The 15,840-nt window shown below is 39.8% G+C and carries 18 protein-coding genes; 7 read left to right on the top strand and 11 right to left on the bottom strand.

Annotation, left to right across the window (positions count from 1 at the left end; genetic code table 11):
* Positions 1 to 79: 79 nt before the first annotated feature.
* Positions 80 to 2,029 carry an exodeoxyribonuclease V subunit alpha gene (recD, locus tag C5N92_RS08880; RefSeq protein WP_111750549.1) on the top strand — a complete coding sequence of 650 codons (1,950 nt, stop codon included), beginning with the start codon at positions 80 to 82 and terminating at the stop codon, positions 2,027 to 2,029.
* A gap of 95 nt (positions 2,030 to 2,124) precedes the next feature.
* A complete protein-coding gene (locus C5N92_RS08875) occupies positions 2,125 to 3,681 on the top strand; it encodes a SulP family inorganic anion transporter (RefSeq protein ID WP_111750497.1) in 1,557 nt (518 codons plus the stop codon).
* Positions 3,682 to 3,708: 27 nt separating this feature from the next.
* Here C5N92_RS08875 and C5N92_RS08870 read toward each other — a convergent pair whose 3' ends face one another.
* The 4 genes from C5N92_RS08870 to C5N92_RS08855 form a co-directional block, all read right to left on the bottom strand.
* Entirely contained in the window at positions 3,709 to 4,350 is a 642-nt protein-coding gene (locus C5N92_RS08870; RefSeq protein ID WP_111750496.1) for a hypothetical protein, read from the bottom strand.
* Positions 4,350 to 5,333, bottom strand: coding sequence for an HTH-type transcriptional regulator CysB (gene cysB / locus C5N92_RS08865; protein ID WP_111750495.1), 984 nt, complete (start codon positions 5,331 to 5,333; stop codon positions 4,350 to 4,352). Before cysB ends, C5N92_RS08870 begins: the two co-directional genes overlap by 1 nt.
* 27 nt (positions 5,334 to 5,360) lie before the next feature.
* Complete coding sequence (gene yjjG / locus C5N92_RS08860; protein ID WP_111750494.1) at positions 5,361 to 6,041, bottom strand: pyrimidine 5'-nucleotidase; 681 nt, start codon at positions 6,039 to 6,041, stop codon at positions 5,361 to 5,363.
* A 123-nt stretch (positions 6,042 to 6,164) separates the two neighbouring features.
* The gene (locus tag C5N92_RS08855; protein ID WP_111750493.1) at positions 6,165 to 7,049 is read right to left on the bottom strand and encodes a transcriptional regulator GcvA; all 885 of its coding nucleotides are present in this window, start codon (positions 7,047 to 7,049) and stop codon (positions 6,165 to 6,167) included.
* A gap of 400 nt (positions 7,050 to 7,449) precedes the next feature.
* Here C5N92_RS08855 and C5N92_RS08850 point away from each other — a divergent pair, with 400 nt between their 5' ends.
* Together C5N92_RS08850 and C5N92_RS08845 are read left to right on the top strand one after the other, a co-directional pair.
* On the top strand, positions 7,450 to 8,511 hold the full coding sequence (locus C5N92_RS08850; RefSeq protein WP_255409129.1) for a branched-chain amino acid aminotransferase: 1,062 nt from the start codon (positions 7,450 to 7,452) through the stop codon (positions 8,509 to 8,511).
* Between the two features lie 82 nt (positions 8,512 to 8,593).
* The gene (locus tag C5N92_RS08845; protein ID WP_111750491.1) at positions 8,594 to 8,938 is read left to right on the top strand and encodes a RidA family protein; all 345 of its coding nucleotides are present in this window, start codon (positions 8,594 to 8,596) and stop codon (positions 8,936 to 8,938) included.
* Between the two features lie 25 nt (positions 8,939 to 8,963).
* Here C5N92_RS08845 and ruvC read toward each other — a convergent pair whose 3' ends face one another.
* The 7 genes from ruvC to aspS form a co-directional block, all read right to left on the bottom strand.
* Positions 8,964 to 9,542, bottom strand: a complete 579-nt coding sequence (ruvC, locus tag C5N92_RS08840; RefSeq protein WP_111750490.1) for a crossover junction endodeoxyribonuclease RuvC — start codon at positions 9,540 to 9,542, stop codon at positions 8,964 to 8,966.
* A gap of 73 nt (positions 9,543 to 9,615) precedes the next feature.
* Positions 9,616 to 10,140, bottom strand: coding sequence for a Holliday junction resolvase (locus C5N92_RS08835; RefSeq protein WP_369828942.1), 525 nt, complete (start codon positions 10,138 to 10,140; stop codon positions 9,616 to 9,618).
* Positions 10,141 to 10,158: 18 nt separating this feature from the next.
* Positions 10,159 to 10,899 carry a YebC/PmpR family DNA-binding transcriptional regulator gene (locus C5N92_RS08830; protein ID WP_111750488.1) on the bottom strand — a complete coding sequence of 247 codons (741 nt, stop codon included), beginning with the start codon at positions 10,897 to 10,899 and terminating at the stop codon, positions 10,159 to 10,161.
* 154 nt (positions 10,900 to 11,053) lie between these two features.
* A complete protein-coding gene (gene nudB / locus C5N92_RS08825; protein WP_111750487.1) occupies positions 11,054 to 11,491 on the bottom strand; it encodes a dihydroneopterin triphosphate diphosphatase in 438 nt (145 codons plus the stop codon).
* Between the two features lie 14 nt (positions 11,492 to 11,505).
* A complete protein-coding gene (locus C5N92_RS08820) occupies positions 11,506 to 11,997 on the bottom strand; it encodes a GNAT family N-acetyltransferase (protein WP_111750486.1) in 492 nt (163 codons plus the stop codon).
* A 3-nt stretch (positions 11,998 to 12,000) separates the two neighbouring features.
* Positions 12,001 to 12,267: a type II toxin-antitoxin system TacA family antitoxin gene (locus tag C5N92_RS08815; RefSeq protein WP_111750485.1), complete on the bottom strand. Its 267-nt coding sequence runs from the start codon at positions 12,265 to 12,267 to the stop codon at positions 12,001 to 12,003.
* 92 nt (positions 12,268 to 12,359) lie between these two features.
* On the bottom strand, positions 12,360 to 14,129 hold the full coding sequence (gene aspS, locus C5N92_RS08810; protein WP_111750484.1) for an aspartate--tRNA ligase: 1,770 nt from the start codon (positions 14,127 to 14,129) through the stop codon (positions 12,360 to 12,362).
* 180 nt (positions 14,130 to 14,309) lie between these two features.
* On the opposite strand from aspS, the gene grpE reads away from it, so the two are divergent.
* The 3 genes from grpE to C5N92_RS08795 all read left to right on the top strand — a co-directional run bounded on the left by grpE (position 14,310) and on the right by C5N92_RS08795 (position 15,827).
* A complete protein-coding gene (gene grpE / locus C5N92_RS08805; RefSeq protein ID WP_111750483.1) occupies positions 14,310 to 14,906 on the top strand; it encodes a nucleotide exchange factor GrpE in 597 nt (198 codons plus the stop codon).
* A 95-nt stretch (positions 14,907 to 15,001) separates the two neighbouring features.
* Positions 15,002 to 15,304: a CCDC90 family protein gene (locus tag C5N92_RS08800; RefSeq protein WP_111750482.1), complete on the top strand. Its 303-nt coding sequence runs from the start codon at positions 15,002 to 15,004 to the stop codon at positions 15,302 to 15,304.
* 70 nt (positions 15,305 to 15,374) lie between these two features.
* A complete protein-coding gene (locus C5N92_RS08795) occupies positions 15,375 to 15,827 on the top strand; it encodes a DUF441 domain-containing protein (protein WP_111750481.1) in 453 nt (150 codons plus the stop codon).
* The last annotated feature ends 13 nt before the right edge of the window (positions 15,828 to 15,840 follow it).

Here is a 15,840-nt window from a genome sequence, read left to right as displayed (position 1 = left end):
ATCATGTATAAAAAAATCCACGCAAATGCGTGGATTTTTTTATATACTTTCTCTACCAATTTTTCTCTCTTTTTTGCCTATGTTAGCCTTACTGAACGAGTTAAAAAAAGAAAATATTATCTCTGAACTCAACTATCAATTCGCCAAGCTTATTGACCGTAAGCAACAAAATCTTGGCTATACTCTTGAGCAACAAAACCTTGCTATTTTACTTAGTGCCTTGGTTTCTTTTCACGTTATGCAAGGACATAGCTGTATTCGCTTAGATTCCCACTTAGCTAATAATCCCTTTGGTTTACAAGGGAAAAATTTAACTCGTCCGTTCTATCAAGAGATTTTGCAAAAAATTGGCGAAATCTCACCGCTTGCATGGCAAGAAACCTTAAAAGAGCATATTGCTTTTAGCCAAGATCCTGAACAAGTAGCCCCGATGTTATTTCAATATGGAAGAGTGTATTTCTATCGCTATTGGCAAGCAGAAAATCGGATTGCTCATTATCTACAACAAGCGGTCAGTTCAGAGCAATATTTTGCAAATGTTGCCCAAGATCGTGAAATTTTAGCCCAATTTTTTGAACCACAATCAGAGATCGATTGGCAGAAAGTCGCCGTTGCTACGGCGCTTAATAATCAATTTTGTTTAATTTCAGGCGGTCCCGGAACAGGTAAAACTCGGACAGTCGCTATTTTACTTGCCGCCTTACAACAAAAGCAGCTAAAACAAGGTTTAGCCCCCTTACAAATTGCACTTGCTGCTCCAACGGGCAAGGCAGCGGCTCGCTTGAAAGAATCAATTACAAACAGTTTGCGAGAGCTTAATTTGCCACAAACGTTACAAGAGAATATCCCAACATCAGCGACAACGATTCACTCACTGATTGGCATCACCCCACATAGTGATCTTCCCCGCTATCATGCGCAAAATCCGTTACATTTAGATTTATTAGTAGTAGATGAAGCTTCTATGATTGATATGTTTGTGATGGAAAAATTGTGTAATGCGCTCAAACCAGAAACCCGTTTGATTATGCTAGGCGATAAAGACCAACTAGCCTCTGTCGAAGTCGGTAATGCGATGGCAGAATTGGGCGACTTGATTCAATTTGACTATAGCCCTGAACATAGCGACTATTTAACGCAAGTCACAGGCTACCCGATTTTTGCCAAAACGCCGCACGTCCCTGCTATTTGCGATTCCCTTTGTCATTTACGTCGTAGCTTCCGTTTTAACGAAAACTCAGGTATTGGACGAGTTGCCGCAGAAGTAAATGCGAAACAAGCGGTCAAATCATGGCAATATTTTACAAATGCTGATTATGCTGACTTGCAACTACATACTTACCCAAACATCACCGAATTTTCTGAAAAAAGTGCGTGGATTCAACATTGTGTCAATATGGTGACTCAAAAAGCCGTTGCGCTTTATCGTGCATATTTAGATAAAGTCAAAGCTCGTACCATTTCACCTGAAAAAGTTTCTGTCTCAGAGATTTTTGCTGAATTTCAGAAAGTCCGCTTTTTATCCGCTCTGCGTGTTACTGAACTAGGCGTTGAACGCTTAAATCAAACCATTGCAGAAGCCTTACAGCAAGCGGGGTTAGTTCAGTTTAAACATAGCCGAGATAGCTACATAGGTAAGCCGATTTTAATCACCGAAAATGCGCCACAACTTTCCATTTTTAGTGGTGATATTGGACTGATTCTTCCTGATGAAGCGGGCAAACTTCGTGTCTATTTTGAAACGAAAAAAGGCGATAAACATCTTGAGCTTTCACCAAGCCGATTACCAAGCTATGAGCCAGCCTATGTGATGACCGTACATAAATCTCAAGGCTCTGAATTTGAGCATGCCTTATTGGTCATGCCGTTAAATATCGCACCTGTTCTAACCAAAGAGTTAGTCTATACGGCGATTACTCGTGCAAAATCAGCCTTTACGCTATTTAGCGATGAAAAGGTGTGGAAACAAGCGGTAAAAGCAGAAGTTCAGCGTCAAAGCGGATTACAAATTCAATTACTCGGGAAATAATTTTGATGAATGAAAAAATTATGATTTAAACCAAATTTTTTCAGGCAGAAAAGGAATAGAATAGCAAATATAAGTCGTATTCTTGGGCGTGTTGTATGAGTATAAATCAAAATATAGGGAAATTACTGAAACAAAACTTTTCGTCAGGATTAGTCGTTTTTTTAGTCGCATTACCACTCTGTTTAGGGATAGCTTTGGCATCAGGCGCTCCCCCACTTGCTGGGATTCTTTCTGGTATTGTTGGTGGCATTGTCATTGGTGCATTAAGCTCTTCCCATATCAGTGTGTCAGGCCCCGCGGCAGGACTTGCGGCGATTGTGCTTGCAGCCATTACAGAACTTGGTTCTTTTGAACTCTTTCTTTGTGCAGGGCTGATTGCAGGGGCCATTCAGCTTTTACTTGGTTTTATTCGTGCAGGCAGTATTACTAACTATATTCCTGTTGCTGTGATTGAAGGCATGCTGGCTGGGATTGGGGTTATTATTATTCTAAAAGAATTACCTTACGCGCTAGGGAGTAGTGAAACGTTATCTCAGCTTATCCAAAATAGTACGCCAATACATTTCGGCTCATTGCTTATCGCGACAATCTCTATGGCGATTATGATTGGTTGGGATCGACATCCTAAGTTAAAAAAAATCAAATTACTACCATCTGCCCTTGTCGCAGTCATTGTAGGGATTTTGCTTAACAACCTATTTATCTATTTTAATTTGCCACTTGCGATACCGAGCTCACAACTTGTCCAAATTCCCGTCCCGCATTCTTTAGAAGAAGCTGAAAATCTTATTCGTTATCCAAATTTTTCAGGTTTTTCGAATAGTATTGTTTGGGTTACAGGGATTACGATTGCGGTTGTGGCATCAATTGAAACACTTCTATCTATTGAAGCCGCAGATCGCCTAGATGTTCATCGCAGAATTACCGATAACAACCATGAATTACGCGTACAAGGCTTTGCCAATATCCTTGCGTCTTGTATTGGCGCATTGCCAATGACTTCTGTGATTGTACGTTCATCTGCAAATGTGAGTGCTGGGGCAACGCATAAAATTTCAGCTGTTATTCATGGTATTTTATTGTTCATGTGTGTCGTTTCTATTCCGACGCTATTAAATCAAATTCCCCTTGCAACCTTAGCAGCTGTACTCATTTTAATCGGTTTTAAATTAACTCACCCAAAACATTACAAACATTTTTGGCGCAAAGGAATCTATCAATTTATTCCTTTTGTGGTGACAATGATTGCCGTTGTTTTCTTAGACTTATTAAAAGGTGTAGGAATTGGCTTAGTCATCAGCATTCTCTTTGTCTTACATGGTAATATGAAACGCTCTTACTATTTAAGCCGAGAAGAGTTAAGCGAGGCCGATGAAATTGTGCTTGAATTAGGTGAGGAAGTCTCTTTCTTAAATAAAGCAGCTATAAAGAAAACGCTAAAAAATATTCAGCCAAATTCTAAAGTGACAATAAATGCAGAAAAAGCACTTTATATTGCTAGTGATGTATTGGAATTACTTGAAGATTTCACAAATGTCTATGCTCAAGAGAACAATATTCAAGTGAAACTGCGTGGCTTCAAGTACGATTATGAACATCAAGAAGGTGTAGAACATACTCATATTCGAGTAGAACATCGAAGTCGAATTTAACGTAAAAAGGGGCTTTCGCCCCTTTATTTATTTTACAAAACTATCAAACTCAAGTTCGTAATTATCACCATCTCTATTATAAGAAATAAAGCGTGGGAATTTTTCACCTTCAAATTTCTTCACCGTGATATATTTATCCCCCGTTTTGAAACGGTAAGTAATCTCTTCATAGCTTTGCCCTTTTACTTTAATCATTTTCTTCGTTTGATTCAGTACAACATTCTCTGTTGGATAGAGTTTTTTACCATTGGTTGTTTGGAAACTATTTGGCAATTTACCATAATAACTTAGCTGAAACGCTACCGAGAACAGGTCAAAGGTTGGCATTGTTAATGTTTCTTTTTTCAATGGATCTGCCACTTTCCCATATTGAATATTCTTTGAGTCAATTTCTGCCATAGCATAAGTTTTACCATTTCGAGAATCACGGTAGCTAAGCATATTAAACTGCTCATTACGCTCTTGTCCTTTTGCCGTAAAAACAATGTTATATAAAGGGACATTAATTTTCGACACAATCGAATAATTACGCCCATCATTTTTAAAATGAACATAAGCGGGCATTAAATAATTTGAGCTATATTTAATATTAAAATCTTCCGCCATGGCATTTGCAAAAAAACCGAAAGAAGTGACCGCTAGTAATAATGCTTTTTTAAACAATTTCATTATTTTTCCTCTAATTTTGTCGTTTCGAACATACGTAATATTGCATTGTTATCACGTAACTGCTCTGCTCTTTCCACCTGCATTTTGGTTAGATGTGGTGAAAAATAGTGAATAAAATCATACATATAGTTACGTAAGAACATTCCTCGCTTAAAGGCTATCTGCGTCATACTTGATTGGAATAAATGACTTGCATCAATCGCAACAAGATCGGTATCTTGTTCAGTATGTGCCATTGTTGCCATAATCCCAACGCCAAGCCCTAGGCGTACATAGGTTTTAATTACGTCTGCATCCGTTGCCGTAAACACAATATTCGGCAAAATACCCACTTTATTAAATGCATGATCTAAATCTGAACGACCTGTAAAACCAAAGGTATAAGTAATCAGGTCGTATTTTCCAAGCTCTTCGACAGTTAATTTTCGATTTTGTTTCGCAAGCTCTGCAAGGGGGTGATCAGGTTTGACAATCACTGAACGATTCCACATATAACAAGGCAATAAAACCGCATTTTCAAAGAGATATTGTGCTTCCGTCGTGATCGCTAAATCCACATCCCCCGCCATTAATGCATCGTAAATTTGATTCGGTGAACCTTGGTGTAAATGCAAACTGACTTCTGGATAACGTTCCTTAAATTTTTCAATCACAGAAGGCAACATATACCGAGCTTGTGTATTGGTCGTCGCAATACGTAACACCCCTTTATTTGGGCGAGTTTGTTCTTCGGCTACAGATTTAATGCTCTGTGCTTTTACCAATAATTCACGAGCAATCGCCACAATCTTTTCACCCGCAGGGGTAAGTCCACGAATATGCTTTCCATTACGCTCAAAAATATTGATGCCAAGCTCACTTTCTAATAAACGTACCTGTTTACTGATGCCTGGTTGGGATGTATACAACGTTTCTGCGGCTTCAGTAATATTGAGATTTTGATTAACGATCTCAACAATATAGCGAAGTTGCTGTAATTTCATTTTCCTGTCCTATTTGCAAAATATTAATTAGATCTGACCGCTTACAATGTGAATTAATTGTCTAATATCCGTAATTTCATAAGTCGGCTGAATATCTGTTTTATTGTTCTCGCCTGTATGATTAAACCAACAAGAGTCAATCCCCACACGGTTTGCTCCTAAAATATCAGACGTTAGCGTATCGCCCACCATTAAAATTTGAGACTTATCGACATTGCCAATTTGGTCAAAAGCAAATTCAAAAATCTTAGGGTCAGGCTTTGCCACACCAATAATTTCGGACACAACCACCGTTTCAAAAAATTGAACAGTTTGTGTATTTTCCAATCTTTTTTGCTGAAGAGCTTCCAATCCATTTGTGATGATGCCCATTTTCACTTTTCCATGCAAAGCATGAAGCATTTCCATTACATTTGGTAATGGTTTACTCACAATAGCCATTTCAGCCATTAATTCTTGATTTAATGCTAAAGCATCTTTTCCTGTTTTTTCAGCTAATTGAGCAAAACGTATCGTTTGCAGTTGCTGAATAGTAATTTCTTTATTTTGATATGCAACCCATAGCGGTTTATTGATTTCCTGAAAAGCATCATAATCAGTCTCACTAAAATCAATGCCATAACGAGCTAACATTGTTTTAAGCCCTAAATATGAATTAAATGAAAACAGTGTTTCATCCGCATCAAACAAAATCCATTGATATTTCATTTATCCCTCATTTAATATTTAGTTTTAATTTGAGATTTTACTCTTTGTACTCATTTTTGGATATAAAAAAACGAGAGTAGAATCATTCTACTCTCGTTAATTTCTAATTAATGATGCTTTTATTCAGATTTCATTTGTAATCCATTGTACGAAATGTTGTACTTTTTCTATTTCCGCCATCTGTGGTGGAAAAACAACATAAAATGATTTTTCATCATTCAAGCCCGTTGCAAAAGGCTCAACTAAATTACCTTGATCTAGCTCATGTTGTGCAATAGTTTTATTTGCAATCGCAATCCCTTGTTGATGCATCGCTGCTTGAAGTGCCATAAAGGTATGGCTGAACATAGACCCTGTTTCTTCAACATCAATTTTTGCTGATAAACCAAAATGTTCAACTGTTCTCTTCCACTTATTACGACTAAATACATGTAATAATGTTTTCCCAATTAAATCTTCTGGCTTTTTCAATGGATTCTCTTCTAAAAATTTAGGCGAAGCCAAAATGACTAGTGGCGCTTCTGTCAAACGAATAAACTCAACGTTTTCCCATTTACCTGAACCATAATAGATCGCCACGTCAATTTCTTTACCTAATTGCCCTTCATCTTGATCTACGCCTTTAATACGCACTTCCACATCAGGAAACTTTTCGTGGAAGTCATTTAAACGAGGTACGAGCCAGTGCATACCAAAAGTTTGTGGCACGCTGATCGTCAAAATCTGACGTTTATTTTTAGAACGGATTTTATCTGTTGCTTTGGCAATTTGTTCCAATAGCGGTCTAATTTCATCGAAATATTGCAAGCCCAATTCTGTTAATTCTAATATACGATTTCGGCGATGAAATAACTGAATATCTAGAAAATCTTCTAGTAACTTAATTTGATGGCTCACTGCAGCTTGTGTGACAAATAGCTCTTCTGCAGCTTTAGTAAAGTTCAAATGACGAGCTGCAGATTCAAAAGCTTTTAGTGCATTTAAAGGAGGTAATTTTTTGTTGTTCATAAATTTCTATGTCGTAAGTGACTTTCGCTATCCATTATTTTTTTTGATTAATAAAATTAAAAAATCTCGTTTGTATAAGTGGTCAAACATCTTTAAAATTCGCACCGTACTTAGATGGATAGTGATAGCTGTCTTTGGCTATTTTTGAATTTTAAGTATGATGTTGTGTTTGCATATTGGTCTAGGTAACTAGACTAGAGTAACGAAAGTTACTCATTTCACTTCCTGTATATTTTGAACCTTTTTGGTTTAGCTACCGCCCGCTTTGGGCGGTTTTTTTATACCTAAACAGACCTTATTCTAACAGAATCTATAAATCCTGCTACAAAAAGCGACTTTTTCTTCAACTTTTCTTATTTTTTTGATTCTAACTTATTCATTTTGTTCTAGAATAGTGTAAATTTATTTTTCTAATACTCACAAAAAAGGACACAACAACATGACAACAAAAAATATTGATTGGCAAAACTTAGGCTTCTCTTATATCAAAACAGACTATCGCTTTATCGCTCGTTGGAAAAATGGACAATGGGATGACGGGGAATTAACGACGGACAATACACTCCATATTCATGAGGGTTCTACTGCATTACATTATGGACAGCAATGTTTCGAAGGCTTAAAAGCCTACCGTTGCAAAGATGGTTCAATCAACTTATTCCGCCCAGATCAAAATGCAAAACGTATGCAAGTGACCTGTGACCGTTTGTTAATGCCACAAGTTCCTGTTGAAATGTTTATTCGAGCTTGTAAAGAAGTCGTTAAAGCAAATGAATCATGGTTAGCGCCTTACGGTACTGGTGCAACACTTTATTTACGCCCTTTTGTTATCGGTGTGGGGGAAAATATTGGGGTACGAGCTGCGCCTGAATACATTTTTTCAGTATTCTGCGTACCTGTCGGTGCTTATTTTAAAGGCGGTTTAGCACCTGCTAATTTCCTTGTATCAGACTATGACCGCGCAGCACCAAATGGTACAGGTGGTGTAAAAGTCGGTGGAAACTATGCCGCAAGCTTATTACCACATGAACTTGCCGTTGAACGTAAATTTGCTGATGCCATTTATCTTGACCCTAAAACCCACACTAAAATTGAAGAAGTTGGTGCAGCAAACTTCTTTGGTATCACTAAAGATAATAAATTTATTACACCTGCATCGCCATCCATTTTACCAAGTATTACCAAATACTCACTACTCCATTTAGCGAAAGAACGTTTAGGTATGGAAGCGATTGAAGGTGATGTTTATATCGATCAATTAGATCAATTTGTGGAAGCTGGCGCTTGTGGTACAGCGGCAGTCATTACCCCTATTGGTGGAATTCAAAACGGTGATCACTTCCATGTATTCTATTCAGAAAAAGAAGTTGGACCTATCACTAAACGTTTATATGCAGAGCTAACAGGTATCCAGTTTGGTGATGTGGAAGCCCCTGAAGGCTGGATTGTTAAAGTAGAATAATCATAAACACAAGCGGTTAGTTTTGATAAAACACTTGCAAAGTGTCTCTCAAATCTGACCGCTTACAAAAAGGAGAATTACGATGATTCAACGTTTCCAAGTTGGTAAACGCCTTTCTGAAATGGCGGTTTATAATGGCATTGCCTATCTTGCAGGGCAAGTTCCTGAAGACGATAGCCTTGATATGTATGGTCAAACCAAACAAGTATTAGCTGAAATTGATAAATGGCTTGCCGAAGCAGGAACAGATAAAAGCCGTATTCTCATGGCGCAAGTTTTTGTGGCTAATATGATCGAGTTTGATGATATGAATCGAGCTTGGGACGAATGGGTTGCCGAAGGCAATTCACCACCAAGGGCGGCGATTGAAGCCAAGCTGGCGAATCCAAATTGGAAAGTGGAAATTGTCGTCACTGCAGCGATCTAATTCTAAAGGGGTAAAGGAACAACATTTACCCCTTTAATCTAAATCGCCCACGGCTATACCTTGTTTTCATCAAGGCTAAAATCTGCTCTTTTTCGCTGGAAACTGCTTGATTACTCTGCTTTGCCACCGTCAACGAATGTTGAATAGAATGAGCATGGGTAATCGCAATGGCTAAAGCGTCCGCCGCATCGGCTTGCGGTTTGGCTGAAAGCTGTAAAATACGTGTCACCATATCTTGCACCTGCACTTTATCTGCAGAACCAATACCAACCACAGTTTGCTTCACCAAACGAGCGGCATATTCAAACACCGGCAAATCGTGATTGACCGCCGCTACAATCGCCGTTCCCCTTGCTTGACCAAGTTTTAACGCTGAATCCGCATTTTTCGCCATAAATACTTGTTCAATCGCAAACATATCGGGCTGAAACTGGGTAATGATTTCCGTCACTCCAGCATAAATACGTTTTAAGCGTGTTGGCAAATCTTCCACCGAAGTCCGAATGGCTCCGCTACCTAAATACTCTAATTGTCGCCCTGTTTGACGAATCACGCCGTAGCCTGTCACTCGAGAGCCTGGGTCAATACCTAAAATAATTGCCATATTTTCCTAAAAATAAAAGTGGATCTGTTGTTCACAAATCCACTTTATATTAAATATCAATCAGATAATCAAATTATTTTGCGACAGAGCAGTTTTTCGCAAGAATTTGATTATTTGCCGTAAACATCACTGGGACTGTTGTTTCCGCAGTTTTCTCATTGAAGCCCATATCTAAACTCCATACGTTTGTGCCAGAAACAAATTTCACGCCATCAGTGTAAGCGGTATCTACTTTAAGGTTTTTACCCACAACTTTCTTGTTAATTGTCACTGTTGCTGTCGCTGCTTCACCGTTATTGAACGTATAAACTGCTGAAACAGGCTGGTTTGTTTTACCATTCACGCTACAAGTATAAGCAACTGTTTTTGAACCTGTTACCATATCTTTCGCTGCTGTTACACCACTAGAAACAGCGCTGCCCGTCGCTTTTGCACCGTCAACAACAGCACCACCTGCAGATTTCGCGCCATCAACGACTGCGCTACCCGCATCACCTACCGCACTTACAGTAGAAGATGCGACATCAGATACAGTTGAACATGCAGCTAAAACAACAGAAGCCAAAACAGCTGGAAGGAATTTAACAAATTTCATCATATTCTCCGAAAAAGAAAATTAAAGTAAGGCAGCGACCTCATCGCTGATTTCACCATTATGATAAACGTTTTGAACGTCATCACAATCTTCTAGCATATCGATTAATTTTAATAATTTAGGTGCAGTTTCCGCATCTAAATCTACCGTAGTCGATGGAATCATTGTCACTTCTGCGTTTTCAACTTTGAAACCTGCTGCTTCAATACCATCACGCACTGTGCCTAAGTCTTCCCAAGCCGTGTAGATTTCAAACGAACCATCTTCTTGTGGCTGAATGTCATCTGCTCCTGCTTCAATTGCTGCTTCGGTTAATGCATCTTCATCCGCACTTGCAATTAAAATTAAACCTTTTTTGCTAAACAGATAGCCAACCGAACCTTCAGTACCTAAGTTACCACCACATTTAGTGAAGCTTGGGCGAACTTGTGAAATGGTACGGTTAGCGTTATCACTTAGACACTCAACCATCACCGCAGTTCCACCCGGACCGTAACCTTCATAAATTTTTGTTTCCATATTGGTGTCATCACCACCACCCACACCACGATCAATCGCACGATTAATCGTATCACGTGTCATATTGCTAGATAACGCCTTATCTACTGCCGCACGTAAACGTGGATTTGAACTGACATCACCGCCGCCTAATTTTGCCGCAGTCACTAATTCACGAATTAATTTAGTAAAAATTTTACCACGTTGCGCATCTTGTGCTGCTTTGCGGTGTTTAATGTTAGCCCACTTACTATGACCTGCCATTCTATTGTTTCCTTCTTTCTGAATTTTTAATGTTAATTAAATTTGTAGCAACTATGTTGCTCTATATGTAGGGGCGGGGTTTATCCCCGCCCGAAAAATGTTTTCTATCGCTTGGGCGGAGATAAACTCCGCCCCTACGAATATTCCAAGCGGTCTATTTTTGCAAAAATTTTACAATCGCTTCTGCATTATTTGGCGACTTAGTCAATGCTGCAGCTTCTTCAACAGGCAACCACTGATACGCCAAATGCTCCGTCAAAATCGGTTCGATTTCATCGGGCAAGCCCAATAAAAACCAATGTTCCGTATTATGCGTTACGTCAGGGGCGTATTTATAGCGGAATTGCGGAAAAATCTCAAATTTCACACTTGTTTTGCAATCATAAAGTGCTAAATTTTGAGCAATTATATTAATTCCGACTTCTTCTTTAACTTCACGCAGTGCTGTTTGATAAGGCTCTTCGCCCATCTCAATCGTGCCTGTCACCGACTGCCAAAAGGTTAGATCGTCTTGGCGTTTGAGCATTAAAACGTTATTCGTCTTTTTTGCATAAATCACGACTAAGACAGAATTGGGATTTTTGTAATTCATTGTCTGCTATTCTGTTATAACAATGTTTCTAGGGTTCTAGCCATTAAATATAAGCGATTTGGACTTTGCTGAATGGGCATAAAACCATACTTTTGATAAAAATCCGCCACGCCGTCTTTTGCATCAACCACAATAATTGGGAAACCAACAATACGACTTGCTTGATAGAGATTTTTCAACGCATCACGCAACAGGATTTTCGCATAGCCTTTCTGTTGATGCTTTTTATCCACCGCCAAACGAGCCAATAAGCCTGCCGAAAGTGGAAATTTTGCCTGTTTTTGTAACATTTCAGGTAATTCTGCCACATCAAGCCGTGTCATTGTTAAGGTATAAAATCCTAAAATTATCGTCGGCTGCTGCGGTTCGACCAACACATAAGTGCGTGCCGTGTCTTTCATCGCTTGCTGATTTGCTGTCTGCTGCAGAAAGCGATTTAAGATCGGGTTACCACAGTCAAAATATTTGCGATGATGAATGCTGGGATCTAATAACTGAATATCCATTGACTATCTTTGCTCATCTAAAAAAAGCGATCGCAAATGGGCATTGGGTTCAGGTGGATTATCCAAATAGTGCAGCAGCAAACGGGTATCTTCATCATTAAACTGCGTCATTTTTTCTTCACGCAAAATTGCATTTGCCTTTTCAATCGCAGCGTTTAGCACAAACGAATTTAGGCTAGAAATACCCACTAACGCTGCCGCATTAAGCAGTAATTCTTGGGTTGCCACATCAATTCGAGCGGTAATTCGGGGTAAACTTGCTTGTGTCATCTTTTACTCCTGTGTCATTTTGGCACATTATAAAATCAAAACAGGAAATAGCAAGATAAAACAAGGGGCGAAAATTTCCGCCCCTATCTCCATTACTCTTTTTCAACCGTTGTCTGAATAGCCAATTCCGCCAACGCTTTTGGATTAGCAAAGCTCGGTGCGTCTGTCATCAAACAAGCTGCAGCAGTGGTTTTCGGGAATGCGATTACATCACGGATATTTTCTGTGCCAGTGATGAGCATCGTCAAACGGTCTAAACCAAACGCCAAGCCTGCGTGCGGTGGGGTACCGAATTTTAATGCGTCTAACAAGAAGCCAAATTTCTCTTTCTGCTCTTCTTCGTTAATACCTAAAATGCTGAAGACTGTTTGTTGCATTTTCGGGTCGAAAATACGCACAGAACCTCCGCCGACTTCATAGCCGTTGATCACCATATCGTAAGCATTCGCCACGGCACCTTTCGGATCTTTTACAAGCTCTTCAGGGCTTAAATCTTTCGGTGCGGTGAACGGGTGGTGCATTGCTGACCAGTTGCCTTCATCATCTTTCTCAAACATCGGGAAGTCCACTACCCAAAGCGGTTTCCAAGCGGTGAGATCCGTTAAACCTAGATCACGTCCAACTTTCAAACGCAACGCACCCATTGCATCGGTCACAACTTTTTCACTGTCCGCACCAAAGAAGATAATATCGCCATTTTGAGCATTGACACGTGCCAACAACGCTTTTACCACATCGTCTGTTAAGAACTTCGCAATCGGGCTTTGTAAGCCGTCTAAGCCAGCATTAACATCGTTCACTTTCGCCCACGCCAAGCCTTTTGCACCGTAAATGCCGACAAATTGAGTATATTCATCAATCTGTTTACGGGTAATTTCCGCTCCATTTGGTACACGGATCACCGCCACACGTCCTTCAGGATCATTCGCTGGCTCTTTAAACACTTTAAACTCAACGTCTTTTAAAATATCCGCCACATCGACTAATTCCAACGGATTACGCAAATCAGGCTTGTCTGAACCGTAACGACGCATTGCTTCGGCAAAGGTCATTTGTGGGAACTCACCTAAATCGACATTTAAACGCTCCAACCATAAGCCACGAATCATTTTTTCCATTAACGCACGCACTTCAGGGGCGGTCATAAAGGTGGTTTCCACATCGATTTGGGTAAATTCAGGCTGACGATCCGCACGCAAATCTTCATCACGGAAACATTTCACGATTTGATAATAACGGTCAAAGCCCGACATCATCAGCAACTGTTTGAACAACTGTGGCGATTGTGGCAAGGCGTAGAATTTGCCTTTATGCACACGGCTTGGCACTAAATAGTCACGCGCACCTTCAGGGGTCGCTTTGGTGAGCATTGGCGTTTCAATATCAAGGAAGCCGTTGTCGTCCATATAACGGCGTACAAAACTAGTGATTTTGGCACGGGTTTTCAAACGCTCCGCCATTTCAGGACGGCGTAAATCCAAATAACGATATTTTAAACGCTGTTCTTCGGTGTTATTTTGGTTGAAGTCAAGGGGCAATACCTCTGAATTGTTATAGACCAACAGATCTTTCACCAACACTTCAATCTCACCCGTTGCCATTTCTTTATTAATTTGAGATTCATCACGGGCAATCACTTCGCCTTTAATTTGCACACAGGCTTCGGCACGCAACGCTGACGCTTGTTTGAACAACGCTTCATCTTTCTCATCAAAGAAAACCTGCACGATCCCTTCACGGTCACGAATTTGCATAAAAATAAAACGACCAAGGTTACGCACACGGTGTACCCAACCGCTTAATGTTACTTGCTCACCAACGTGAGTACGGTTTAACACACCGCAATAATGAGAACGCATCATATTTATTATCCTTCTTATCTAAAATTTTGAAAAAATTGTGGCGATTATAGCGAAAAGTGGTTAAAGAAAACAGATTGCAATGGAAAATAATCATTTATACCTTGAAATCCCTTAATTTGTCGCTATATTAGCGGTCGTTTTAGTACAAAAATTTGCAAAGTCAAAATTTGAGGATAGACAATGACTAACCAAACTGAAAAAGAACAAGTAGAACAAGAACTTAACCAAGCAACAGAAACAGCAGAACAAACAGCTGTGGAGCCTGAAGTGCAAGAAACCGTATCGCAAGAAAATGCGGAAATCGACCCGCTTACAGAGGCAATTGCCCGAGTTCAAGAGCTTGAAGAATACATTGCCGAAGCGGATAAACGCGAACAAGATATTCAACTTCGTGCGAGAGCAGAGATTGAAAATATCCGCCGCCGTGCAGAGCAAGATGTGGAAAAAGCCCATAAGTTTGCGTTGGAAAAATTCTCAAAAGAGATGTTGAACGTGGTCGATAACTTAGAGCGTGGTTTGCAAGCCCTTGAGGGAGCAGAAGAAAGCGTGAAATCAGGGGTGGAATTAACGCTCAAAGGCTTAATTTCAACCTTAAACAACTTCGGTATTGAAGCCGTTGGCGTAGTGGGCGAAGCCTTTAACCCTGAACTTCACCAAGCCATTTCAATGCAACCTGCCGAAGGCATTGAGCCAAACCACATCAGCGTGGTATTACAAAAAGGCTACACCTTACACGGACGAGTTATTCGACCAGCAATGGTAATGGTTGCAAGTTAATTTTCTGTTTTTCGACGCAGATCACAAAATTAGCCCAAACCCGTTGTGTGATTTATGTTATTTTTTAAGCATATCAATCACACAAGGAACAACAAATGGACGCAACAATGAGTATTCGATTTGATAAACTTCGCTTTGTGAAAAAGCTACAAGAAGCCAACCAACCACCTGAAGTGGCGGAGGCTTTTGCTGATGCATTAGACGATGCACTTGAGCAAAGCCAGCGGACTTTGCTAAGTAAAGCTGATTTTGAGTTGAGAATGACCCAAATGGAAGCTAAATTTGACACAAAATTAGCTCAACTAGAAACTCGGCTCACAGACACGATGTACAAAATGGTCGGTATTATTGTGGCTGCGATGAGCTTAATTATGGGACTAATGCGATTTATCAACTAACCGAATAACTTACCTTATCCCTTACTTTGCATAAGTAAGGGATTTTACTTTTATTGCTACGATTACCACGATGTCACTACAATTTAACTCTGTTGCCTTACTTCTCGTTGCCTTAATTTTACTCGGCATTTTCAGCCAAAACAGTGCTGTTACTATTGCTGGTGCAGTCTTACTGATTATGCAACAAACCTTGCTCGCAAAATATGTGCCTTATTTGGATCAATATGGCATTAAAATTGGCATTATTATTCTCACTATCGGCGTGCTTGCTCCCCTTGTTTCAGGGCGGATTGCGTTTCCTGAACTGGTTCAACTTTTAAACTGGAAAATGATTGTCGCCATTATTGCAGGTATTGCGGTAGCTTGGCTTGGCGGACGTGGCGTAAACTTAATGGGCGCACAACCGGTGTTAGTCACCGGCTTATTGATCGGCACGATCATTGGTGTTGCTTTTCTTAAAGGCGTACCTGTCGGACCGCTCATTGCGGCAGGGATTTTGTCGTTGGTCATTGGAAAATCGTAAATTAAATTTGAAA

This window comes from Glaesserella australis, from assembly GCF_003260095.1.
Taxonomy (GTDB): Bacteria; Pseudomonadota; Gammaproteobacteria; order Enterobacterales; family Pasteurellaceae; genus Glaesserella; species Glaesserella australis.
The sequence above is the reverse complement of the archived record's forward strand: the minus strand, read 5'-3'. Positions and strand labels throughout refer to the sequence as shown.

Bases quoted from the DNA above. Each gene is read 5' to 3' on its own strand.
- recD (WP_111750549.1), top strand. From the start codon at position 80: ATGTTAGCCTTACTGAACGAGTTAAAAAAAGAAAATATTATCTCTGAA.
- C5N92_RS08875 (WP_111750497.1), top strand. From the start codon at position 2,125: ATGAGTATAAATCAAAATATAGGGAAATTACTGAAACAAAACTTTTCG.
- C5N92_RS08870 (WP_111750496.1), bottom strand. From the start codon at position 4,350: ATGAAATTGTTTAAAAAAGCATTATTACTAGCGGTCACTTCTTTCGGT.
- cysB (WP_111750495.1), bottom strand. From the start codon at position 5,333: ATGAAATTACAGCAACTTCGCTATATTGTTGAGATCGTTAATCAAAAT.
- yjjG (WP_111750494.1), bottom strand. From the start codon at position 6,041: ATGAAATATCAATGGATTTTGTTTGATGCGGATGAAACACTGTTTTCA.
- C5N92_RS08855 (WP_111750493.1), bottom strand. From the start codon at position 7,049: ATGAACAACAAAAAATTACCTCCTTTAAATGCACTAAAAGCTTTTGAA.
- C5N92_RS08845 (WP_111750491.1), top strand. From the start codon at position 8,594: ATGATTCAACGTTTCCAAGTTGGTAAACGCCTTTCTGAAATGGCGGTT.
- ruvC (WP_111750490.1), bottom strand. From the start codon at position 9,542: ATGGCAATTATTTTAGGTATTGACCCAGGCTCTCGAGTGACAGGCTAC.
- C5N92_RS08835 (WP_369828942.1), bottom strand. From the start codon at position 10,140: ATGATGAAATTTGTTAAATTCCTTCCAGCTGTTTTGGCTTCTGTTGTT.
- C5N92_RS08830 (WP_111750488.1), bottom strand. From the start codon at position 10,899: ATGGCAGGTCATAGTAAGTGGGCTAACATTAAACACCGCAAAGCAGCA.
- nudB (WP_111750487.1), bottom strand. From the start codon at position 11,491: ATGAATTACAAAAATCCCAATTCTGTCTTAGTCGTGATTTATGCAAAA.
- C5N92_RS08820 (WP_111750486.1), bottom strand. From the start codon at position 11,997: ATGGATATTCAGTTATTAGATCCCAGCATTCATCATCGCAAATATTTT.
- C5N92_RS08815 (WP_111750485.1), bottom strand. From the start codon at position 12,267: ATGACACAAGCAAGTTTACCCCGAATTACCGCTCGAATTGATGTGGCA.
- aspS (WP_111750484.1), bottom strand. From the start codon at position 14,129: ATGATGCGTTCTCATTATTGCGGTGTGTTAAACCGTACTCACGTTGGT.
- grpE (WP_111750483.1), top strand. From the start codon at position 14,310: ATGACTAACCAAACTGAAAAAGAACAAGTAGAACAAGAACTTAACCAA.
- C5N92_RS08800 (WP_111750482.1), top strand. From the start codon at position 15,002: ATGGACGCAACAATGAGTATTCGATTTGATAAACTTCGCTTTGTGAAA.
- C5N92_RS08795 (WP_111750481.1), top strand. From the start codon at position 15,375: ATGTCACTACAATTTAACTCTGTTGCCTTACTTCTCGTTGCCTTAATT.